At 72.2% G+C, this 21,353-nt stretch carries 19 protein-coding genes; 5 read left to right on the top strand and 14 right to left on the bottom strand.

All coding sequences use genetic code 11. The annotated features are described in order from the left end of the window. Positions 1-5: 5 nt before the first annotated feature. From AAH979_RS21835 to AAH979_RS21850, 4 genes are all read right to left on the bottom strand, one after another. On the bottom strand, positions 6-974 hold the full coding sequence (locus AAH979_RS21835) for a superoxide dismutase (protein WP_346259968.1): 969 nt from the start codon (positions 972-974) through the stop codon (positions 6-8). An 89-nt stretch (positions 975-1,063) separates the two neighbouring features. Beyond that, on the bottom strand, positions 1,064-1,732 hold the full coding sequence (locus AAH979_RS21840) for a hypothetical protein (protein ID WP_346259969.1): 669 nt from the start codon (positions 1,730-1,732) through the stop codon (positions 1,064-1,066). Between the two features lie 46 nt (positions 1,733-1,778). Further along, positions 1,779-2,570 carry a response regulator transcription factor gene (locus AAH979_RS21845; protein WP_346260031.1) on the bottom strand — a complete coding sequence of 264 codons (792 nt, stop codon included), beginning with the start codon at positions 2,568-2,570 and terminating at the stop codon, positions 1,779-1,781. Further along, positions 2,558-3,883: a histidine kinase gene (locus tag AAH979_RS21850; protein ID WP_346259970.1), complete on the bottom strand. Its 1,326-nt coding sequence runs from the start codon at positions 3,881-3,883 to the stop codon at positions 2,558-2,560. The genes AAH979_RS21845 and AAH979_RS21850 overlap by 13 nt, the downstream gene beginning before the upstream one ends. Positions 3,884-4,012: 129 nt before the next feature. Here AAH979_RS21850 and AAH979_RS21855 point away from each other — a divergent pair, with 129 nt between their 5' ends. Genes AAH979_RS21855 through AAH979_RS21870 form a run of 4 tightly spaced genes read left to right on the top strand, consistent with a single transcriptional unit; the run spans position 4,013 to position 7,842 of the window. Continuing rightward, a complete protein-coding gene (locus AAH979_RS21855; protein ID WP_346259971.1) occupies positions 4,013-4,603 on the top strand; it encodes a PH domain-containing protein in 591 nt (196 codons plus the stop codon). Continuing rightward, a complete protein-coding gene (locus AAH979_RS21860) occupies positions 4,600-6,231 on the top strand; it encodes a PH domain-containing protein (RefSeq protein WP_346259972.1) in 1,632 nt (543 codons plus the stop codon). The genes AAH979_RS21855 and AAH979_RS21860 overlap by 4 nt, the downstream gene beginning before the upstream one ends. Further along, positions 6,213-6,983, top strand: coding sequence for a DUF998 domain-containing protein (locus tag AAH979_RS21865; RefSeq protein WP_346259973.1), 771 nt, complete (start codon positions 6,213-6,215; stop codon positions 6,981-6,983). The genes AAH979_RS21860 and AAH979_RS21865 overlap by 19 nt, the downstream gene beginning before the upstream one ends. Before the next feature lie 10 nt (positions 6,984-6,993). Continuing rightward, on the top strand, positions 6,994-7,842 hold the full coding sequence (locus AAH979_RS21870) for a hypothetical protein (RefSeq protein WP_346259974.1): 849 nt from the start codon (positions 6,994-6,996) through the stop codon (positions 7,840-7,842). Between the two features lie 324 nt (positions 7,843-8,166). Here the strand turns inward: AAH979_RS21870 and AAH979_RS21875 are convergent, their stop codons facing one another. The 9 genes from AAH979_RS21875 to AAH979_RS21915 all read right to left on the bottom strand — a co-directional run bounded on the left by AAH979_RS21875 (position 8,167) and on the right by AAH979_RS21915 (position 18,329). Further along, positions 8,167-9,168 (bottom strand): hypothetical protein, encoded by a 1,002-nt coding sequence (locus AAH979_RS21875; protein WP_346259975.1) that lies wholly within the window; start codon positions 9,166-9,168, stop codon positions 8,167-8,169. A 16-nt stretch (positions 9,169-9,184) separates the two neighbouring features. After that, a complete protein-coding gene (locus AAH979_RS21880; protein ID WP_346259976.1) occupies positions 9,185-10,156 on the bottom strand; it encodes a hypothetical protein in 972 nt (323 codons plus the stop codon). Between the two features lie 46 nt (positions 10,157-10,202). Next, on the bottom strand, positions 10,203-11,183 hold the full coding sequence (locus AAH979_RS21885; RefSeq protein WP_346259977.1) for a phosphoglycerate dehydrogenase: 981 nt from the start codon (positions 11,181-11,183) through the stop codon (positions 10,203-10,205). After that, complete coding sequence (gene xylB, locus AAH979_RS21890; RefSeq protein ID WP_346259978.1) at positions 11,180-12,685, bottom strand: xylulokinase; 1,506 nt, start codon at positions 12,683-12,685, stop codon at positions 11,180-11,182. The genes AAH979_RS21885 and xylB overlap by 4 nt, the downstream gene beginning before the upstream one ends. A gap of 3 nt (positions 12,686-12,688) precedes the next feature. Continuing rightward, a complete protein-coding gene (locus tag AAH979_RS21895; RefSeq protein ID WP_346259979.1) occupies positions 12,689-13,696 on the bottom strand; it encodes an ABC transporter permease in 1,008 nt (335 codons plus the stop codon). Continuing rightward, positions 13,696-15,246, bottom strand: coding sequence for a sugar ABC transporter ATP-binding protein (locus tag AAH979_RS21900; protein ID WP_346259980.1), 1,551 nt, complete (start codon positions 15,244-15,246; stop codon positions 13,696-13,698). Before AAH979_RS21900 ends, AAH979_RS21895 begins: the two co-directional genes overlap by 1 nt. A 20-nt stretch (positions 15,247-15,266) precedes the next feature. Beyond that, on the bottom strand, positions 15,267-16,304 hold the full coding sequence (locus AAH979_RS21905; RefSeq protein ID WP_346259981.1) for an ABC transporter substrate-binding protein: 1,038 nt from the start codon (positions 16,302-16,304) through the stop codon (positions 15,267-15,269). A gap of 32 nt (positions 16,305-16,336) precedes the next feature. Beyond that, positions 16,337-16,933 (bottom strand): glucose-6-phosphate isomerase family protein, encoded by a 597-nt coding sequence (locus AAH979_RS21910; protein WP_346259982.1) that lies wholly within the window; start codon positions 16,931-16,933, stop codon positions 16,337-16,339. Positions 16,934-17,537: 604 nt separating this feature from the next. Next, a complete protein-coding gene (locus AAH979_RS21915; RefSeq protein ID WP_346259983.1) occupies positions 17,538-18,329 on the bottom strand; it encodes a GntR family transcriptional regulator in 792 nt (263 codons plus the stop codon). A gap of 99 nt (positions 18,330-18,428) precedes the next feature. Here AAH979_RS21915 and AAH979_RS21920 point away from each other — a divergent pair, with 99 nt between their 5' ends. After that, positions 18,429-18,800, top strand: coding sequence for a VOC family protein (locus AAH979_RS21920; RefSeq protein ID WP_346259984.1), 372 nt, complete (start codon positions 18,429-18,431; stop codon positions 18,798-18,800). Between the two features lie 69 nt (positions 18,801-18,869). Here AAH979_RS21920 and AAH979_RS21925 read toward each other — a convergent pair whose 3' ends face one another. Then, the gene (locus AAH979_RS21925) at positions 18,870-21,122 is read right to left on the bottom strand and encodes a beta-L-arabinofuranosidase domain-containing protein (RefSeq protein WP_346259985.1); all 2,253 of its coding nucleotides are present in this window, start codon (positions 21,120-21,122) and stop codon (positions 18,870-18,872) included. Between the last annotated feature and the right edge of the window lie 231 nt (positions 21,123-21,353).

Genomic DNA, 21,353 nt, shown 5'->3' on the forward strand with positions numbered 1-21,353 from the left:
GATCGCTACGGCTTCGGGATGGCCACCGCCGTGTAGGTGGTCTCCGGCGTCGGCGGGGTGCTGAACCGCGCGTTCGGCAGGTAGAGCCGGTTGCCGTACGAGGCGACCGTGGTCGGGATGTCGAACCGGGGATCGGTCAACCGCGCGACGACCCGCCCGGAGCGACCGTCGGAGGTCAGGCGCAGTACGGCCACCGTGTTGAGCCGGTTGAGCACGGCGTACAGGGTCCGGCCCTCCAGCAGCAGCCCGTCGCCGTTGGTGAGCAGTTCCCCGCCCAGGTCCACCTGCCGGGCCACCCCGGAGGACGGGTCCACCCGGAACAGCAGGCCGGTGTTGGACTGCACCACCAGCAGCGCCCGGCCGTCCGGCGTCCGGCAGATGCCGTTGGCGTTGTTGCCGGTGGTGTAGACGATGTCCCCGGTCAGCGGCAGCCCGCGTACGCCGCCGCGCCGGCCGGTCGGCACGACGTACAGCACCGGATTCTGCGAGTCGGTGAAGTACGCCGAGTGCGGGGTCAGCACCACGTCGTTGACGAAGCTGGTGCCGGTGGTGAAGGTGAGGTCGGCGAGCAGCTTGCCGCTCCAGGCGTCCACGATGCGGCCGGTGCCGGCCGTGCCGCCCGCGACGAAGAGCCGGCCCCGACCGTCCAGCTTCAGCCCGATCGACGGGAAGCCCGCTCCCGGCCCCTGGCTGAGCACCCGGCCCTCGCCGGTCGCCAGGTTGACCCGGTAGATCGAACCGTCGGCCCGGGAGCCGAAGTACGCGAACGGCAGCGCGCCGATCGTGATCCCCTCCGGCATCCAACCGTCGGGCAGGTCGAACGTGTCGGGGAACCGCTTCCCGGGGCGCCCGCCCGGGGAATGCGCGCCCGGGGAATGTGCGCTCCGGGAATCTGCGCTCGCCTTCTCCGGAGTGCCGACCGCGGCGGCTATCCCCAGCGCGGCGAAGCCGGTCAGGACATTACGTCGGATCATGGGCGTGTCTCCATCCGTACTCCTGAGTGTGTCGCAGTGCCGGAGGGCACTGGTCGCGCGGGAAGACACGCACGAACGGATCGACGGGTTCAACTGTCGCCGAGATCGACCGACTTTCGGGACAAGGTTGCGGCGGTGTGGAGCCGGCGGGCCGCCTCGGCGCGCTGCGCCGTCACCTCGGTGTCGGGTTCCGTGTCGTCGTCCCCGGACCTGATCAGCGCGAAGAGAGCCGGGTGGGTGGAGACCTCGGGGCGGCGACCGGCGTACCGGAGCAGGGTGTTCGCGGCGTGGTATCGGACCAGGTAGTGGCGCTCCCGTACCGCCAGGGCCAGCGCGTCGACCAGTCGCGGGGTCGGGGCGAACCCGGCGAGCGCGATGGCCGCATCGATCCGGTCCCCCCAGTGCGCCCCCTCGGCCAGCACCGACGCGACCGGCTCGGCCCACGACTCGTCGCCGGTCAGTACGCGCAGGGCCTGGGCCACCCGGACCAGGAACGTGCCGGACGCGGCCGGCAGCGCGGCCCGGAGCAGCGCCTCGGCGCCGGGCGGGGCCAACCCGTCGCCGGCCAGCGCGGCGATCGACTCGGCCGCCAGCGAATCACGGGCGGCCATGCCTGCGTCGAGCATCCGGGCCACGACATCCGGCTCGTCCCGGGCGACGGTCAGCAGCCGGGTGAAGTCCGGACCGTCGTGCCAAACCAGGTACGGATCGCCGAAAACGTCACGCCGCCAGTCCGGCCACTTCTCGCCCCTGCCCACCGTTACCTCCCTGCTCTCCCTGCGCCAGCGCTCGGGCGCGTACCGCCTATTCGCCGCCCGCGTCGTGGGCGAGCAGCGCGAGCTGGATCCGGTTGTCCAGGTCGAGCTTGGCCAGCGCGCTGGAGACGTACGCCTTGACCGTGCCGACCGACAGGAACAGCCGGTCGGCGATCTCGCCGTTCGACAGCCCCTCCGCCACCGCGACGGCGACCGCCCGTTCCCGTTCGGAGAGCAGCCCGAACCGCTCCCGGGCCCGCTGGTGTCGCTGGTCCGGGCGGCGGTGCGGGGCGACGCCCGCCACGTGGTCGATCAGGGTACGGGCCACGGTCGGGGAGAGCACCGGCTCACCGGCGGCGGCCCGGCGTACCGCGTCGACGATCTGCTCCGGCGGGGTGTGCTTGACCAGGAACCCGGCCGCGCCGTTGCGGAGCGCGTCGAGGATCGTCGCGTCGGCGTCGAAGGTGGTCAGCACGATGACCTCCGGACGCTGCCCGGATCGGGCGGTGATCGCCCGGGTCGCCGCGATGCCGTCCAGCAGCGGCATCCGGACGTCCATCAGCACCACGTCCGGGCGCAGCCGGGTCACCGCGTCGGCGACGTCGGCACCGTCCGCCGCCTCGCCGACGACCTTGATGTCGGGCGCGCCGCCGAGCATCAGCCGCAGGCCGGTCCGGACCAGCGCGTCGTCGTCCACGAGCAGTACCCGGATGGCCGGTTCGGCACCCGGCGCGGGCGAGTCGACACCCGGCGCGGCCAGCTCAGCATCCGTGGCGGCCAGGTCAGCATCCGTGGCGGCCGGCTGACGGCCCGGTGCGTCGCCCGGAGTCATGCCGGCCAGGGTAGCCGGGTGGAGAGCCGGAACGTCCCGCCGACCACGCCGTGCTCGATGGTTCCGCCGTCCAGGGCCAGCCGCTCGGCGAGCCCGGTCAGCCCGGCACCGGCCCCGGGCAGGTCGGCGGCCGAGCGCGGGGACGGCAGCGGATTGGTGATCGTGGCGACGACACCGGTGCCCGGGTCGACCTCCACCCGTACCGTCACCTCGGTCTGGCCGGCGTGTTTCCGGGCGTTGGTCAGTCCTTCCTGGACAGTGCGGTAGACCGTACGCTGCACCGCCGGCCGGAGTGACTCGGCGGCACCGGGTGCGCAGACCATCTCGAACGCCACCCGCTGCCCGGCCGCCTGTGCCTCCTGGACCAGTCGGAAGATGTCGGCCAGCCTCGGCTGCGGCGCCGACCGGTGCGGCGCCGGCTGTTCGGCCGTGCCGGCTTCCGGCTCCGGTCCCCCGCCGCCACCGTTCCGGTCGCCCCGCTCCGGCCGCAGTACGGCGAGCACGTCGCCCAGCTCGACGAGGGCCTGCCGGGCGTTGTCCCGGATCACCTCGATCGCCCCGCCGACCTCTCCCGGCTTGAGCGGGGCACCCGCCCCTGCGTCGGCCTGGGTTGTCCGGTACGCCAACGCGCCCGCGTGCACCGAGATCAGCGAGATCCGGTGCGCCAGTACGTCGTGCATCTCCCGGGCGATCCGCTCCCGCTCCGCCCGGCGGGCTCCGGCCAGCCGGCGCCGGTGTTCGTCACGCGCCCGGTCGACCTCCCGGCGCAGGTTGGCGATGAGTTCCCGCCGGGCCCGGACCGCGATCCCCCAGCCGAGCGGCACCAGGTACATCAACAGGATCAGCGTGAGGTACGCCCACCGGGTGACGCCGGGCGGCGGATTCTCGTAGCCGAACAACAGCGAGGGCACCAGGTGCAGCACGGTGACCAGGGTCGCCGGCAGCCAGTTGCGGTGCACCGCGACGGTGAGTACCGCGACCAGGGCCGCGCCGAGCCCGGTCGACGCCAGCGCCAGTACCAGCACCATCGCGACGCCGAGGAGGATAGGAAAGCGCCGCCGCCACCACAGGGCCAGGCAGCCGACGGCACCAACCCAGGGGTCGATCGTGACCATCCAGCCGGGGATCGCGTCGACGTAGTGCAGCGGTGCGCTGCGCCAGGTCCACGCCCAGAAGAGCACCGCCAGGCCGAACAGCACGGCATCCACGAGCCAGTCCCGGACGGTGCGTTGTGGCTTGTCACTGAGGTCGGCGTGGGCGGTCCCGGCTGGCGCGGCGGTCCGGCCTCGACCGGGCCACCGAAGGCGTCGGGCCAGCTCCATGCGCCGAGCGTACAAACGGCCGGCCCGCCGCCGGTCTGGTCGACCGACCAACAGTCCTGGCCAGCCGACCAGAACCGATAGCCGACCGACGGCGGCGCCCGGCCGGGTCCGCACCGCAATGTCTAAAGGATGGGACAGCAGCAACCGCACAGCGGCCGACCGCCGACCGCCCCGACGACCGCACCGCCGCGTCCGGTTGAGCCCGCCGAGCCAGGCAAGGGGGCGGTGGTCGGGTCGCTGGGATTGCGCCCGCTCCGGCACCGGGTCGACCGCCGGGCCGTCGGCTGGTGGAGCACCCGGGTGATCCTCGGCGTCGCGCCGCTGGTCACGCTCCTGTCCCTCGGGTACGGCGTGCTGCCCGCCGCCCGGAGCTGGCTCGGCCCGATCCTGGTGATCGTGGTACCGGCCTGGTTGGCGTACCTGGTCGTGGTGCCGTCCTGGCGGTACGCCGTACACGGTTGGGAGGTCACCCCGGAGGCCGTGTACGCGGTGTCGGGGTGGTTCGTCCGGGAGTGGCGGGCCGCCCCGATCTCCCGGATCCAGACCGTCGACACGGTCCGGGGGCCGCTGGAGCAGTTCTTCGGACTCGCCACGGTGACCGTGACGACGGCCTCGGCGAGCGGCCCGGTCGTACTGGTGGGACTCGACGCGGACCTCGCCGCGCGAACCGCCGGACGGCTGACCGAGATCGTCCGGCAGACGGCAGGGGATGCGACATGACCCCGGCCCCCGAGACGGCTCCACCGTCCGAGACGGCTCCGGCGGGCGACACGACCCCGGCGGCGGAGACCCCGTGGCGGCGGCTCGACGCCCGGATCATCTGGGTCGACGGGCTGTATGCGCTGCTGTCGCTCGTACCCGCCGGGTTGGCTCTGCTCGTCACCGACGAACCGCACGCCTCGACGCTGATCCCGGTGCTCGCGGTGGCCGTGGGTGGGGTTGTCGGCGCGGCCCGGGACACGCTGCGCTGGGTCAAGACCCGGTACCGGCTCACCGAGGAGCTGGTGGAGCTCCGCACCGGCCTGCTGGTCCGGCGCTACCGCGCGCTGCGCCGCGAGCGGATCCGCACCGTCAGTACGACCGCGCGGCTGCGGCACCGGCTCGCCGGGCTGCGGGTACTCACCGTCGGGGTCGGCCAGCCGGGCGCGGCCGGGTACGAGGCGTTGCAGCTCGACGCGGTCACCCGGACGGTTGCCGGGGAACTCCGTCGGGAGCTGCTGGCCGGCTCGCCGGAGGTGGCGCCCGCTGGTGGTGAGGTCGACGATATCGACGGCGAGTCGCCTGGTGAGCGGGTCTTCGCCCGGATCCGCTGGTCGTGGGTCTGCTACAACGTGTTCAGCGTGTGGGCGCTGGTCACGGCGGCCGGGCTGCTCTGGGGCGGCTACTGGCTGGCGCAGTCGTTCGGGTTCGACGGGGCAGGGTTCGTCTCCGGGCTGCTCGACTGGCGGGCCCTCGGTCCGTGGCGTACCGGTGCGATCGCGGTCGTCGGGGTCGGGGTGCTCGGGGTGCTGGGCATGGCGGTCGCGTTCGTGGCCGAGAACTGGGCCTTCCGGCTGGTACGGGTCGACACGCCGACCGGCGCCGTGCTGCGTACGTCGCAGGGTTTGTTCCGGACCCGTGAGGTGAACCGGGACGTCAGTCGGCTGCGCGGGGTGGAGATTTCCGAGCCGCTGCTCTGGCGCTGGATGGGGATGGCGGACACCAACGTCATCTCGACCGGGCTGACGATCTGGAGCATGACGCCGGCCACCACGATCCTGCCGCGCGGCCCGATCGGCGTGGCGCGGTCGGTGGCGGCCCGGGTGCTCGACCTCGACGCCGGGGCGAGCCCGTTCGCCGTACCGCCGCGTCGGCATCCGCCGGCCGCGCTGCGGCGGCGGATCGGCTGGGCGGTGCTGGTCACGGTCGCTGTCATCGGGCTGCTGGCCTGGCTGGGCGGTCTCGTTGCGGCGCTGCCCTCGTGGAGCTGGTTGGTCGGGGCGGCGGTGTTGCCGTTGGCGCTGGGCGCGGCGGTGGTGGCGTGGCGGGCGCTCGGGCACGGGATCGTCGGCGATTACCTGGTGGTCCGGTCCGGGTTGGTCAGCCGGAGCACGGCGGCGCTGTCCCGGCCGGCGGTGATCGGCTGGCGGCTGCGCCAGTCGGTGCTGCAACGACGCCTCGGCCTGGCCACCCTGACCGCGACCACCGCAGCCGGCCACGGCCAGTACGCGGCGGTGGACATGCCCGCGGGGAAGGTGGTCGCCTTCGCCGAGCAGGTGGTACCCGGCCTACTCGCCCCGCTGGTTGCTGATCCGCTCCTCGGGGTGGACGTGTCACCTCTGGAGGAAACATGTCACCGCGTCGGCTGACCCGAGTGTCGCTCTGGTGTGGAGTGGTCGGGCCGCCGCTGTTCATCCTGGTGTTCCTGGTCGACGGCGCCACCCGGGCCGGCTACGACCCGACGTACCACCCGGTGAGCGCGCTGAGTCTCGGCCCGCGCGGGTGGATCCAGATCACCAACTTCGTGTTGACCGGGCTGCTGCTGGTCGGTTTCGCCGTCGGGCTGCGCCGCGCTTTGCGCCCGGGCCGTGCCGACCTTTGGGGGCCGCTGGCGGTTGGCGTGTTCGGGCTCGGTCTGCTGCTCTCCGGCGTCTTCGTGATGGACCCGGCGCACGGCTATCCGCCCGGTGCGCCGTTGGACGGGATCGCCACCAGTCTGCCGGGCGTACTGCACGACAACCTCGGCATCGTGGTGTTCGTGTCGGTGCCGGTCGCCTGCTTCGTACTGGCCCGCCGCTCCGCCGGCCGCCCGACCGGTCGCGGCTGGGTCGGGTACGACCTCCTGACCGGACTCGCCGGCCTGGCCCTGTTCGGCACCTTCGGTACGGCGTGGGAGGCCGACCACCCGTCGACCGGCCTGATCCAACGCCTGATGATCGCCGTCGACTGGGTCTGGATCACCGTCCTCGCACTCCGGCTACTCGCCCTCGTGCCTCCTGGCAACCTCGACTGCTCCCGGCAGGCCGGGCCCCCGTCAGATGCGAAGCTCTCTAAGAGCCGGCACAGGCGGTCGTCGTGGGCCGCCCCAAATCGAGGGGCGGTCGGGCCGGGCGATGCCTAGGGTGTGACCGATGGCAACCGACGATCCGGCAGCGAAACGGTGGCCTAGCCTGGGCAGCTGGGCCGATGTCGACCCCGCACGGTACCCGTTCGACCCGGACGGCGTGTTGGCCGTCGTGCGGGCCCTGGCGCCCCAGGTTCCACCCGCGGTGTCGCCGAAGATGCCGCTGCTCGGGCAGCCCGAGGCGTGGGACAAGTACCGCGCCGACCGCGAACTGGCGGCCCGGTGGAACGACGCGATCACCGACATCTTCGTCGACCAGTACGGCGACTGGGCGTTCGGCTGGCACTGGTCCCCCGGCGTGGACGACTATTCCGACGAGCTGACCAGGACCTGGGACTTCTGGAGGCCCATCTCCACCTCACCGGAGGAGAGTCTGCGCCTGGTCGCCGCCGCTCTCGTCGAGTGGCGACGTTGGCTGGAGGAGTTGGCCGAACGGTTCGACAGGTTCCTGCCGGCGCTGCGGATCGACGGCTCGGCCGGGCGGGATGACCTGGTCGCGGTCTGGGAAGCGGCGATCACCCACCTGCTGATCGGCACGGTGAGCCGGATCGAGGACGAGGACGGATGGCAGGGCTGGTGCCACCGGGTCCTCACCTGGTTCCTCACCGCCGCCGGCCTACCGCAGGAACGGAGCGAGATGCTGGTCGGCAGCGCGGTGGACGCGCGCTTCGACGGCTGGGTGGCGCTGACCCGCGCCGACATCGCCGACATCGCCGAGCGACTGGCCAGAGAGATCGCCGAGCCGGGGAACAGGGCGATTCCGCGTACGGGCCAGGGCGGCGACGACTGGCCGGACACCTGGCCGGACGGGTGGCCGTCGTGGCGCGCGACGAACCTGCCCCGCCCGCACAGCTAGGGCGCCGCCGGGCACCAGGGCAGGCTGCCGGGGTTACGCACACCAGCTCAATACCGAGGGCAGAGGAGGAGCCCGGATCGGTCGAGGTCGCGCAGCCGCTCCCGGATCCGTTCACCCCTCGGTGAATCGAGCTCCTCCAGGACGGGCAGTCGCCAGAATCAGAGGGGCGTTCTTGAGGAATGTCGTATGTCGACGGCGCGCCGCCCAGCTTCCGGAGCCCGGCCGATCTCTTCGTTGATGGTGGCCCCTTACCCGTCGATACGGGCTCGCGTATACCCGCAGCAGGACTGCCACACCGTGGCCCTGCTGGCTCGGACGTGACAGTCAGCTGGTGGTGCCCCAGGTGAGCACACGGGCCGGCGCGTCGACCAGTATCCGGCGTACGACCTCCGGGCCGAGTCGCGCCCGCAGCCGGGGCAGGAACCGATCCGGCAGGTACGCCAGCCCCGGCATCCCGCCGTACCCGACGTACCGGCTGCGGCGGGCGACGTCGCCGCCGAGCAGCAGGTGTCCGGCCATCCCCTCCCCGCACACCGCCTCGATCAACTCGATCAGCGCGCTGTCCGGCCGCTCCCGGTGCCGGGCCATCCCGTCGTAGCCGAGGTACGCGCCCCGCTGGGCGAGTTCCACGTGCAGCCCCGGATCCGGGTTCCGATCCGCGTGCGCCAACACCACCCGCCCCGCCTCGACACCGTCCGCACCGAGCAGGTCGAGCACCTCGTGACCAGCACTCCCGTGCTCCAGATGCACCATCACCGCAGCACCCGTCGACCGGTGCGCAGCAGCCACCGCCCCGAGCACCCGCCGCTCGAACGGACTGATCGACCAGTACCCGATCCCCGCCTTGAGCAGCCCGACCCGCACCGGCCGCCCCTCCGGGTCCAGCGCCACGCCCGCACCACCGGAAGCGTCCGGCGCGATCGCCGTACCCCCAGATCTTGATCCGATGTCGCGGACCGGGCAGCCGTCGACCAGATCCGCCCGGAACCGCGCGGCAAGGTCTGCCTCCGAAGCGGTGACCAGCGGATGGTCCGGACCGTAGTGCGCCTCCCGGTGCGCGCCCGTCGTCGCCACCACCCGCATCCCGGTGGCGGCGCTGATCCTGGCCACCGCCGCCGGGTCGCGGCCCAGCCCCACCGGGGTCGCCTCGACCATCGCGGTGATGCCGGCCGCGAACAGCAGCCCGGTCTCCATCCGGCTGGCCGGCTCGTCGTCCAGCTCGTCGCCGGGCAGCAGCGGGGTGACCTGGAACAGGTGCTCGTGGTAATCGGTCGGGCCGAGCAGCTCCGGCGGGACGTCGCCGAGCACGGTCCGGACGAAGCTCACCACGTCACCCCGCTGATCACCGCACCGCCTCGGCCGCCACCGACAGCCGCCGCACCGTCGCCGGATCCACCGGTACGTCGAAGATCTCGGCGATCGCCTGGCTCCAGCCGTGGATGAAATACCGCCAGCCGTCGACCACGGTCAGCCCGCGCTCGTCCTGCTGCGTAACGGCCTGGTGCAGGAACTCCAGGCTGCCCCGGTAGTTGAAGTCCCAGGCGTAGCCGTGCCGGGGCAGCCGGACCCCGGGCGGCAGCGGCGTCCCAGGCCGATCTTTACCGAGGCCGGTCGCGTTGACCACCAGGCTGCCGTCCGGCGCCGCGTCGAGCAGCCCGCCGACGTCGCCGGGATCGGTGACCGGCAGGTACCCGACGAGGTCGGTCGGCAGGCCGCCCCGCTCGACGACGCCACGCAGGTGGGCCAGCCGGCTCGGGTCGGTGTCGGTGCAGACGATCCGGCGCGGCCGGTCGGCCCGCTGGCCGAGGTACCAGACCAGCGCGGTCCCGGCGCCGCCCGCGCCCAGGCAGACCACCTCCGCCCCCGTCGCCGCGAAATGATCGTCCGGCAGGAAGTCCTGCACGGCGAGCCCGGCGGTCAGCGGGTCCTTGGCGCCGCCGCGCAACCGACCGCCGCGCTTCGCGATGCTGGAGATCTCGCCGCAGAGCTGGGCGAAGTCGTCCACCTCGTCGAAGAGGTCGTGCGCCGCCTGGTAGAGCCGGAGCTTGTGGGTGGTCACCAGCGCACCCAGGTGCGCCGGGTCGTCCCGGATCCGCTTGACCAGGTCTCGATATTGCGCGTCGTCGGCGTCCAGCGGCAGGTCGTGCCCGACCAGCCGGTCGGTCGGCAGGCCGAGGATCTCCGCCCACCTCGGGAAGACCCGGTTGATCGACGAGCCGCCGGTGGTCACCCCGACGAAACCCATGTAGCCGGCGCCGTCCGACCCCCCGCCGAACGATCCGGCACGTCCATCCCCGTCAATCCGCGCGTCCACCGCTGCCCCCCTTGTCTCTCGCCCCGCTGGTCAGTTTCCCGACCACTTACCCCGAACCCGACCAGCCGGCAGTCCGGACCGGATGCTTCGGAGGATCGCCGCCGAGTACCGCCAGCAGGTCGGCTACGGCGAGCGAGCCCATCCGGTCGATCGCCTCCACGGTCTGCGCCCCGAGGTGCGGAGTCAGGACAACCCGGTCGGCCACATCCTCGGCGAGCAGCGGCGAACCGGCACCGGTCGACTCCGTGTCCAGGGTGTCGGCGGCGTACCCGGCGAGCCGGCCGGTACGCAGCGCCTCGGCGAGGGCCGGCTCGTCGACGAGGTCGGCGCGGGCGGTGTTGACCAGGAGCAGCCCGTCCCGGGCCCCGGCCAGCCACCCGGCGTCGACCAGCGGCCGGCCGCCGCCGGGGGCGTGCAGCGAGACCGCCGTACACCGGGCGGGCAGATCGGCCAGGTCCGCCGGTTCGGCACCCGCCGCCCGGATCGCCTCCGCGTCCACCATCGGGTCGTACGCGAGCAGCTTGGTGCCGAACCCGCGCAGCCGGTCTGCCACCGCGCGGCCGATCCGGCCGTACCCGACGAGCCCGACCGTCGACGAGCCGAGTTCCCGGCCCCGGGACACGCTCCACTCGCCCGCCCGGACCCGGCGGTCCCCGGCCGGGATGCCGCGCAGCACGGCGAGCAGCAGTCCGATGGTCAGGTCGGCGACCGCCTCGGTGTTCGCCCCCGGGGTGTTCGTCACCACGACACCGTGCGCCGCCGCCGAGGTCAGGTCCACCGCGTCGACCCCGACGCCGTGCCGGGCCAGCACCGCCAGTCGGGGAGCGGCGGCGAGGTGCGCCTCGGTCACCGGCGCGGTGCCGGCGATCCAGCCGACAGAGTCGGCCAGCAGTGGACGCAGCTCGTCGAGCCGGTGGTCGGTCGGGCCGCGTACCACCGTCAGGCCGGCGGCACGCAGCTCGCCGAGCAGGTCCCGGAAGCCGGACGAGAACGACCGGGAGGTGACCAGTACGTTCCGCTCGCTCATGCCGACTCGCCGCCCCGGTCCGCGTTCCACGGCTCCAACCGCCGGTACGCGTCGAGGAAGATCGCGTGCCGCCGCCGGTAGTCGGCGTGCCGGGCCGGATCAGGGGTGAACTCGGCGGTGACCTCGGAGAGATCCCGGGCGGCACCGAAGTCGTCGACCAGGCCGAGCCCGACCGCCGCCGTCACCGCCGCACCGAGGCTGTTCGCCTCCTCCACTATGGAACGTCGCCGGACCGTGGCGCCCCAGACATCGGCGAGGATCCGCAGCCAGGCGTCGCTGGCCGCGCCGCCGCCGATCGCGTCCACCCGGTCCACCGGTACGCCGTGCTCGCGGAACGCGTCGACGCAGGTGAGCAGGTTGAACGCCACCCCTTCCAGTACCGCCCGGACCAGGTGCGCCCGGTCGTGGTGCCGGCGGAGCCCGACGAACGCCCCGGCCGCGTCCGGATCCCAGTACGGGGACCGCTCGCCGAGCAGGTGCGGCAGGAAGTAGAGCCCGTCCCCGGCAGCCGTTGCGGTGTCGGCCGCCTCGACGAGCCGGTCGAACCGGTCCCGGTCGCCGGCCGGCTCCAGCACGTCGGCGATCCACTCCAGCGATGCCCCGCCGGCCTGCATGGTGGCGGTCGGCACGTAGTGCCCGGGTACCACGTGGTCGAAGGTCATCGTCCGCATCGCCGGATCGTGCAGCGGGCGCGGCGCGGCCAGCGAGACCCAGGACGACGAGCCGAGATAGCAGTACGCGCCGTCGGCCGGCGAGACGACTCCGGCGCCGACCGCCGCCAGTGGCCCGTCCCCGCCGCCCATCAGCACCGGTGTACCGGCCCGCAGCCCGGTCGCCTCCGCCGCCGCCGTGGTCACCGTGCCAACCACGGCGGTGGCGGGGACGATCTCCGGCAGCAGTGCCGGATCGAGCCCGGCAGCGCCGAGCACCACGTCCGACCAGGTCCCCCGCTCCTGGTCGTACGCGTTCGTGGAGGAGGCGTCGGACGGGTCGGTGGCGAGCCTCCCGGTGAGCCGGTACACCGCGTAGTCCTTGGCCAGGCAGACGTGCCGGACCCGACCGAACACCTCCGGCTCGTGGTCGCGGACCCACATCACCTTGGTTATCGAGTACGTCGGGTTGAGCCGGTGCCCGAGCAACCGGTACGCCCGCTCCGCCCCGATCCGCGTCACCAGCTCGGCACACTGCGCGCCGCTGCGGGTGTCCGCCCAGATGATCGACGGCCGGACCGGCTCGTACGCCTCGTCCAGCAGCACCGCGCCCATCATCTGCCCGGAGATCGCCAGCCCCCGTACCTCGGCCGGTTCCACGTCGTGCCGGGCCAGCAGTTGCCGGGTCGCGTCGGCCAGCGCCGTCCACCAGTGCGCCGGATCCTGCTCGGCGATGCCGCCGGGGGCGTACCGGGTCGGGTAGGTCACGGTGACCGCGCCGACCAGCGCGCCGGTGTCGGTGTGCAGCGACGCCTTGTCGCCGGTGGTGCCGAGGTCGTGCGCGATCAGCATCGCTCACGCCCCCCGCCGGACCCGGCGGCGGCCCTGCAACTGGTCGACCCCCACCGCTACCAGGATCAACGCCCCGATCGCCACCTGCAACCAGAACGGGTCGATGCCGAGCAGCGTGCCGCCGTTGTTGAGCAGCCCGACGATCAGCGCCCCGACCAGGGCACCGAGCGCGGAGCCCCGGGCGCCGAAGAGGCTCGCCCCGCCGATCACGCAGGCGGCGATGGCCTGGAGTTCGTAGCCGCTGCCGGCAGTCGGCACCCCGTTGCCGAGCCGGGAGGCGAGCAGCAGGCCGCCGAGCGCGGCGAGCGTACCGGCCAGCGCGTAGACGCTGAGCAGCACCGCCCGGACCGGTACCCCGGTCAGCCGGGCCGACTCGGGGTTGGAGCCGACCGCGTAGATGTAGCGGCCCCAGATGGTCCGCCGCAGCCCGAAACCGACCAGCAGTGCGATCAGCACGGTCAGCCAGATCAGGTTGGCGACGCCGAGGAACTCGCCCCCGGCGATCGAGGTGAACGAGCGCGGCAGCGGCTGGATGGTCCGGCCGTCGGTGTAGAGCAGGGTGAGCCCCCGGGCCATGCCCAGGGTGCCGAGGGTGACGATGAACGGCGGCATCTTCAGGATCGCCACCAGTATCCCGTTGACCAGCCCGATCGCCGCCCCGGCCAGCAGCGCGAGCACGACGGCGAGCAGCACGGATCCGCTGCCGGCGGTGTCGAAGACCGCCTTCGCGGCGATCACTCCGGACAGGCCCACCACCGAGCCGACCGAGAGGTCGATGCCGGCGGTGAGGATCACCAGGAGCTGCCCGATGGCGATGATCGCGTAGATCGAGACCTGGCGTCCGAGGTTGTCCAGGTTGGTGCCGGTCAGGAAGGTGTCGGTGGCCAGGCTCAACCCCAGGACCAGGAGTACGAGTACCGGCAGCCCGCCGAAACCCCGGCCGAGCAGGCTGCCCAGCCCGAGCACCTCCGGTCCGGCAGCCTGGGTCACTTCTCTGTCTCGGGTGGTCATCAGGACTCCAGAGGGGCTTGCGGGGACTTCGGGGCCGACAGGTCGGCGGCGGAGATCGGCGGGCTGGTGAGCCGGAGGATTCCCTCCTCGGTCGCCTCGGCAGCCGGCAGTTCGCCGACGACCCGGCGCTCGCGTACCACGACGATCCGGTCGCAGAGCCCGAGCAGCTCCGGCAGGTACGACGAGACCGCCAGTACGGCGATGCCGGTCCGGGCCATCTCGGCGATCGCCTGGTAGATGTCGGCCTTGGCGCCGACGTCGACGCCCTTGGTCGGCTCGTCCAGCAGCAACACCTTCGCGCCGGTGGCGAGCCAGCGGGCCAGCAGTACCTTCTGCTGGTTGCCACCGGAGAGCGAGGTGACCGGATCGTCGAAGGAGCCGTACTTCAGGCGCAGCCCCTCGACGGCCTGCCGGACGTGCCGGTGCTCCCGGCCGCCGCGCAGCACCGGTCCGCTGGCGACCCGGCCGAGGCTGGCGATCGAGACGTTCGCCTCGATGGAGAGTTCCAGCAGCAGCCCGGACTCCTTGCGGTCCTCGGTGAGCAGCGCGACGCCGTGCCGGGCCGCCGCCCGGGGCGAACCGGCGGGGATCGGCGTCCCGTCAACCCGGACCTCACCGCCGTCAACGGGATCGGCACCGAAGACCGCCCGGACGATCTCCGAGCGGCCGGCGCCGAGCAGCCCGGCCAAGCCGACGATCTCGCCCTGGTGCACGGTCAGCTCGACGGGCGCGGCGAAGCCGGGAATCCGCAGGTCGCGTACCTCCAGCCGGGGCGGGCCGATCTCGTGCCGCTCGCCCGGATAGAGGTTCTGCACCGGGCGGCCGACCATCGCCTGGATCAGCGAGTCGTGGTCGTAGTCGGCGATCGGCCGGGTCGCCACCAGCCGGCCGTCGCGCAGCACGGTGACCCGGTCGCCGACCTCGAACATCTCCTCCAGCCGGTGGGTCACGTAGAGCACGGTGTGCCCGGTGTCGCGCAGCGCGGCGACCCGCTCCAGCAGGGCCGCCGCCTCCCGTTCCGACAGTGCGGTGGTCGGCTCGTCGAAGATCACCAGTTTGGCCCGGGTGCCGAGCACCCGGGCGATCTCGACGAGCTGGCGGGTGGCGGTGGGCAGGGCGCGTACCGGCTGGTCCGGGTCGAGGTCGGCCAGGCCGACCCGGTCCAGATGGTCCAGCGCGGTACGCCGCTGCGCGGCCCGGTCCACGATGCCGAAGAACCGGCGCGGAAACCGTCCCATGGTCAGGTTGTCCAGCACGCTGAGGTCGGGCAGCAGGCTCAACTCCTGGTAGACCACGCCGATCCCGGCGTCCCGGGTCTGCCCCGGGGACGGGCGCGGCCCGAGCGGCACCCCGGCGACCGAGTACTCGCCCCGGTCCCGGGCCACCGCGCCGGTCAGCACCTTGATCAGGGTGGACTTGCCGGCCCCGTTCTCCCCGGCGAGGCAGTGCACCTCGCCGGGGAGCAGGTCCAGGTCGACGTCGCCGAGCGCCGTCACCGGCCCGTACGTCTTGGTGACCCCGCGCAGCCGCACCACCGGCTCGTCGCTCATCACACCTCCCGAGGTCCGGGTCAGTCCTTGGTCTTCGGCGGGTTCAGCAGGGACTGGAGTTCCTCGGCGTCCACGTTGGACTTGTCCACGAGTACGGCGCCCGGGTCGAGCCGCTGCGGCGCGTTGCTGCCGGCCACCGCCATCGCCGCCTCGACCACACCCTGATAGCCGAAGAAGAACGGGTTCTGTACGACGATCGCGTCGATCCCGCCGGACCGTACCGCCTCCACCTCGGCCGGGTCGGAGTCGAACGCCACCACCGCGACCCGGTCGGCGGCGCCCTTCTCCTGCACCGCCTTTGCGGTGCCGACACCCGAGGTGTTGTTGTCGGCGAAGATGCCGGCCAGGTCCGGCTCCCGGGTCAGCGCGTCGTTGACCTGGCCGACCGCCTTGTTCAGGTCGTTGTCGTTGACCAGGGTCTGCACGATCGTCGCCTGCGGGCACTTCTCGGCGAGCCCCTGCTTGAAGCCCTCGAACCGGTCGATCAACACCTGTACGCCGGAGACCGCCGACTCGTGCAGCACCTTGCCGTTCGGCTTGCCGGCCTGGGTGATCAGCTCGCAGAGCCGCTGCCCGGCCTGGGCGCCGGCCTTGACGTTGTCGGTACCGATGAAGCCGTCGCTCTTGGTCTGCACCGCGTTGTCGACGACGATCACCTTGATGCCGCTGGACCGGGCCCGGTCGATCACCCCGTTGAGCGCGGTGGAGGAGTTCGGCGCCAGCACGATCGCCTTGGCGCCGCGCGAGATGGCATCCTCGACCAGACGTACCTGCGGTTCGATGTCGGCCTCCGAGGTGGGGCCGAACAGGTCGAGTTCGACGCCGAGGTCGCTGCCGGCCTTCTTGGCGCCGGCCAGCATCGACTGCCAGAACTCGGACTCGGTGGCCTTGACGATGACGTCGATCTTCGTACCGGCGATCGCCGCCGTACCGGCGGCCCCGCCGCCGCCGTCGTCGTCCGAGCCGCCGCCAAAGGCCCGGCCGGCGACGACGCCGACGGCCAGGGTGACGACCGCGGCGAGCCCGGCCGCGCCGAGTGAGACGCTCTTCGTTGCCATGTGGTCTCCTATCCGTGGAAGCTGGCGGTGGCTCAGGGCTTGCCGGCCGGGGCGCCGAACGGGACGAGGTCGAGGCCGCCGGAGTCTGCGGCCCGGCGGGCCCGCAGACCCATGCCGTGCTCGACCACCCAGCCGTAGTCGTGTCCGGCGCTGCCCGGATAGACGGCGAGGAACCGGTACGGCTCGTCGCCGACGTTGACACTGCGGTGCGCCCAGCCCGGCGGGATGTAGCCGATGGTGCCGGGGCGCATATCCAGCCACTCGGCCCGCTCGCCGTCGAAGAGCAGTAGGCCGCCGTGGCCGGACAGGCCGAGATAGATCTCGCCCTGCGGGTCGGGGTGCTGGTGTCCCTTGGTCATCCAGAACTCGCCGCCGGTCTCACCCGGATAGATCGTGGTGATCGACTGCGGCAGCTCCCGGGGCACCTCGGGCACGGGTGAGGAGACGACGGTGTAGACCGCCGGATCGCCGTCGGCGACCGCCCGCGCCCAGGCGTCACCGTCGGCGAACAGCCCTTCGAGGTCGGACATCCGCCGGGTCAGGACCTGGCCCTGCGGCTCCAGCGTGGCGTTGTCGGCGCCGAAGCTGATCGCGAAGGGCTGGATCGGCGGGGTCGCGCTGGTACTCACGTCGTCTCCCGTTTCGGTCGCGTTTCGGGATACTGTCGTCCTGTCATTACAGGATGTCAAGGGTTGCTGCTCACGGAATCCGGCGGGCGCCTCCGCGCGCCTCCGCGCCGGACGCCGACCGGCCCCACCCTCCGGCGCACACTGTCGAGCTGGGTGCACAGACGGGGCGGGACATCCGGACAAGCGTCCGGATGGGAGATCTGATCGTTCGGGAGCCCGATTGCCGCCGGCATCCTGCTCGCGTTCGTCGTCGCCATGTCCCGGCGAATCCCGCCGCCCCGGCGAATCCCGCCGCCCAGCAATGCCGGACCCCAGCGAATGCCACCGCCCGGCGAATCCCGCCGCCCAGCGAATCCCGCCGCCCAGCGAATGCCGCGCCCCAAGGGAATGTCACGGCCTGGCGGCGAGCCAGGGTCGGGCCGCGCCGGCAGCCGATCCGTGGGCGCACGAACGGGGCAGCTCGACAGGCGCCGGGACGGACAACCGCAGCCCGAGACCACCGCTGCCCAGACCACACGGCTGCCCAGACCACCGCCGCCGGGACCCGTTTGTGCCCAGATCGCTGCCGCCGCCGACGCGCCGAGCCAGCCAACTCGGCGGACGGTCAGGCCTTGACGAGTACGAGCGGAGTGCCGGCCCGGCCACTCGTCGTGGCCCGGGTCAACTCCACCTGGAACCGGCTGCGGTCCCCCCGGTGCAGCGCGAGGAAACTCTCCACCGGGCGGCCGGACTCCCCGATGCTGATGCTGCGCAGCGCGAGCACGGGATCACCGCGCCGGATGCCGAGCAGCCTCGCCTGGGCGGCACTGGCCACCGCCGCCTCGACCGAGCGCACCCCCCGGACCAGCCGCACCCCATAGGACGCTTCGAGCACCTGATAGAGCGACCGGTCGCTGAGGTCCTCATCGACGAGTCCCGGCGCGAGACCGGCCGGCAGGTGTGTCACGGTCCAGACCCACGGCTCGTCGTCGACGAAGCGCAGCCGTTCCAGGTGGATCACCGGCTCGCCCGGCGCGATCTCCAGGTCGGCGGCGACGGCGGCGTCCGCCGGCAGCACCTCGGCCCGGCGTACCTCGCTGCGCAGGTGGCCGCCCCGAGCGGCGACGTCCTCGAACAGCCCGGTGAGGGACTGCACCAGCCCTTCGGCGGTTTTGGGATGCGCGACGAAGGTGCCCCGGCCCTTCACCCGCTCGATGACGCCCTCGTTCTCCAGGTCGGTCAGGGCCTGCCGGACGACCGTACGGGAGACGTCGTACTTGGCGCACAGCTCGTGGTCGCCGAGCAGGCGGTCGCCCGGTTGCCGGCGGCTCCGCTCGATGTCCCGGACGATCAGTTGCTTGAGCTGGTAATACATCGGCAGCGGCGAGCCGCGGTCGATCCGGTCCCCTGCCTGCATGTCATGAGAGGATAACAGGCAACGGCGCACGGCAATGCCGCCCGGACACGCGACCACGAACCGGGCGGGGATGTCGTACCCGCGCCCTACGCTGGCCCGATGGACTGGAAGATCGAACTCATCCCCGTTCCGGTGACCGACGTCGACCGGGCCAAGGCCTTCTACGAGAAGGTGGGGTTCAACGCCGACCACGACCACAGGGTGCACGAGGGCTTGCGGTTCGTGCAGTTGACCCCGCCCGGCTCGGCCTGCTCGATCGTGATCGGCGACGGCATCACCGACAAGACGCCCGGCACCCAGGAGATCCAGGTCGTGGTGGCCGACGCCGAGGCGGCGCGCCGGCAGTTGGGCGAAGCAGGCGTCGAGGCGAGCGAGGTCGACGCGCAGCCGTGGGGGAACTTCGTCTATTTCCGCGACCCGGACGGCAACCGCTGGTCGTTGCAGGCGATCGAGTCGCGCCCGAACGGTTAGGCCCCGCCGCCACGCGGTTGGACCTGACGCCACGCCCTCCGGCGTGGCGTCAGGTCGTCGGAAACCGGGTCAGGACTTCAGCTCGTCCTCGGCGTTGCCGGCGGCGGTGATGATGGCCCAGCGTTCGTCCCGGGTGATCAACCCCGCCTGCACCCACTCGGTGGAGACCCGGGAGACCCTGGTCATGAACTGGCTGTGGTTCTTGAACGGTGCCGCCGCCCAGACCTCGTCGAGGAGCGACCTACCGTCGGCCCGCTCCCGGTTCGGCACACCGGAGTCGTGCGTGCCGAAGACGACCGTCGGTTCCGAGCGCCGGAAATAGACGTGGTGCGCCTGGGTGTCGCCGACGTAGAGCGGTCGCAGCGTGTGCTCGTTGGTGGTGAAGGTGCCGTCGCCGGCCGGTACGACCGCCCGGGACAGGTCACCGGCGAGGGTGTAGCGCCGGTAGAACGAGAAGTCCCGGAAGGTGTTTCCGGTGCCGAGCGCCGGCAGCAGCACCGGGCCGTTGAAGATCGCCTGGACGTCCGGGTCGTCCAGCGCCTTCTCCAGCCGGAGTACGAACGGGATGGTCACCTCGATGGTGTCGCCCGGCTTCCAGTTCCGCTGGATGCTCAGGTAACTGCCCGGGGTGACCGCGCCCTTCCGGGCCACGCCATTGATCTTGACCGAGAAGTCCTTCGCCCAGCCCGGCACCCGGAGCCGGATGTCCAGCTTCCCCCGGCCCTGCACCGTCAGCTTGCTCTGCTCGCTGCGCGGATAGTCGGTCTCCTGCCGGATGATGAACCCGTTCGCCTCCCAGGTCAGCACCGAGGCCACGTAGAGGTTGACGTAGAGCGTGGAGTTGTCGGCGGACCGGAAGTAGACCGACTCCTGGTACTTGGTGTGGTTCTCCAGGCCGGAACCGCCGCAGCAGGTGCCGGTGTTGCCGTAGCCCCGGGTGCTGCCTGGGGTCAGCGGCAGGAAGTAGGTCACGTTCGGGGTGGTGGTGCTCTCGGTGTCCCGCTTGGACCCGAGGATGTGGTTGAGCAGGGTGCGCTCGTAGTACTCCATGTAGGTCGGGTCCGGGTCGTGGAAGAAGAGGTTCCGGGCCACCTTGAGCAGGTTGTACGACGTACACGTCTCGGCGCCGTTCCCGGCGATCGACCCGGCGATGTTCCCCCTCGGCTGGAACAGTTCGGCGTTGGTGTTCGCCGGCAGGTCCGGGGTCGCCGGCCAGGTGCCGCTGGTGCCGCCGTGCGCGTACATCCGGTGCGGCACCACCATGTGCCAGAAGTTCTCCGCCGCCGCGTGGTACGTCTCCTCGGCCCCCTGGTCGAAGACCCGCAGGTAGCCGACGAACTGCGGCACGTGGGTGTTCGCGTGCAGCCGGGTGATGATGTCCCGGTCCTCGACGCAGGCGTCGAAGAGGGACTGCCGGTTGTCGAAGCACTTCGCCGTGTCGAGATACTTCGCGTCACCGGTGAGGGCGTGCAGGTCCGCCATCACCTCGTTCATCCCGCCGTACTCGCCCGCGATGTAGATGGCCCACATCCGGTTCAGGGTCTCCCGGGGCAGCACCGAGAGCCGGCTGTGCACCCAGTCGCCCATCGCGGTCACCACGGCCAGCGCCTGCGCGTTGCCGGCCAGCAGGTACGCGTCGAGCAGGCCCCGCATGATCTTGTGACAGGTGTAGTACGGCGCCCAGATCGTCGGGTACGTGGCGAAGGACTCCAGCCGGACGAACTGGTCCTCCGGATAGGCGGCCAGGAAGCCGGGGTGGCTGTACTTCCCGCTCGCCGCCATCGCCGCCTGGCAGGCGGCCAATTCGGCGACGATGTAGTCCACCTTGTCCTGGAAGAGCGCGTCGCCGGTGGAGGCGTACGCCTGGGCGAAGGCGGTGATCAGGTGCCCGCTGTAGTGGCCGCGCAGGTTGCCGGTGGCGTCGTCCCAGCCGCCCGGCGGGCTCGACCCCTCCGGCAGCGGCAGCCCGGCGGTGACCCGGAAGTTGTGCAGCACCCGGTCGGCCGGGTACGCCCGGAGCAGGTTCAGCACCCGGTCCCGCTTCTCGGCGAAGAGCGTACCGTCGAGCAACTCGACCTGGTCCAGCCCGAACGGCTTCACCACCCAGCGCGGGTTGCGGTCGTAGAAGTCCCCCTGGGACAAGGTCGCGGCGGTCACCGCAGCCCCGTCCGGTACGGCGGCGGCGCGGGCCGGCGCCGCTGCGGCGGGCGCGGCCGAGGCCGCGCCGACCGGCAGTTGGGTCGCGGCGACGGTGCCGGCGGTCACCGCGCCGACGGTCCGCAGGAAACGGCGACGGTCAAGTGCGTGCTGGTCTGCGACCACTGTCAACCTCCTCGGTGGTGGCTCTGGTGTCTCCGGTGCCCGCCGCCGCCGATCTCGGCGCGGCAGGCACCGACGTGCTGGCTGACTTCCGATCCGTTGCGGCACCTGACGTCCCGGGGTGCTCGGTGACGCCTCGTCACCTCTCGGCAGGTCGGTGCCGATGTGATCGCTAACATTCAACCAGAGACATGGCCGGCCATGATTGCGACAGTTGTCGAAATTCCCGGCCCC

Origin of the sequence: Plantactinospora sp. ZYX-F-223, from assembly GCF_039649625.1 — a bacterium.
Classification (GTDB): Bacteria; Actinomycetota; Actinomycetes; order Mycobacteriales; family Micromonosporaceae; genus Plantactinospora.

Bases quoted from the DNA above. Each gene is read 5' to 3' on its own strand.
- AAH979_RS21835 (WP_346259968.1), bottom strand. From the start codon at position 974: ATGATCCGACGTAATGTCCTGACCGGCTTCGCCGCGCTGGGGATAGCC.
- AAH979_RS21865 (WP_346259973.1), top strand. From the start codon at position 6,213: ATGTCACCGCGTCGGCTGACCCGAGTGTCGCTCTGGTGTGGAGTGGTC.
- AAH979_RS21895 (WP_346259979.1), bottom strand. From the start codon at position 13,696: ATGACCACCCGAGACAGAGAAGTGACCCAGGCTGCCGGACCGGAGGTG.
- AAH979_RS21920 (WP_346259984.1), top strand. From the start codon at position 18,429: ATGGACTGGAAGATCGAACTCATCCCCGTTCCGGTGACCGACGTCGAC.
- AAH979_RS21870 (WP_346259974.1), top strand. From the start codon at position 6,994: ATGGCAACCGACGATCCGGCAGCGAAACGGTGGCCTAGCCTGGGCAGC.
- AAH979_RS21860 (WP_346259972.1), top strand. From the start codon at position 4,600: ATGACCCCGGCCCCCGAGACGGCTCCACCGTCCGAGACGGCTCCGGCG.
- AAH979_RS21900 (WP_346259980.1), bottom strand. From the start codon at position 15,246: ATGAGCGACGAGCCGGTGGTGCGGCTGCGCGGGGTCACCAAGACGTAC.
- AAH979_RS21905 (WP_346259981.1), bottom strand. From the start codon at position 16,304: ATGGCAACGAAGAGCGTCTCACTCGGCGCGGCCGGGCTCGCCGCGGTC.
- xylB (WP_346259978.1), bottom strand. From the start codon at position 12,685: ATGCTGATCGCGCACGACCTCGGCACCACCGGCGACAAGGCGTCGCTG.
- AAH979_RS21850 (WP_346259970.1), bottom strand. From the start codon at position 3,883: ATGGAGCTGGCCCGACGCCTTCGGTGGCCCGGTCGAGGCCGGACCGCC.
- AAH979_RS21885 (WP_346259977.1), bottom strand. From the start codon at position 11,183: ATGAGCGAGCGGAACGTACTGGTCACCTCCCGGTCGTTCTCGTCCGGC.
- AAH979_RS21855 (WP_346259971.1), top strand. From the start codon at position 4,013: ATGGGACAGCAGCAACCGCACAGCGGCCGACCGCCGACCGCCCCGACG.
- AAH979_RS21915 (WP_346259983.1), bottom strand. From the start codon at position 18,329: ATGCAGGCAGGGGACCGGATCGACCGCGGCTCGCCGCTGCCGATGTAT.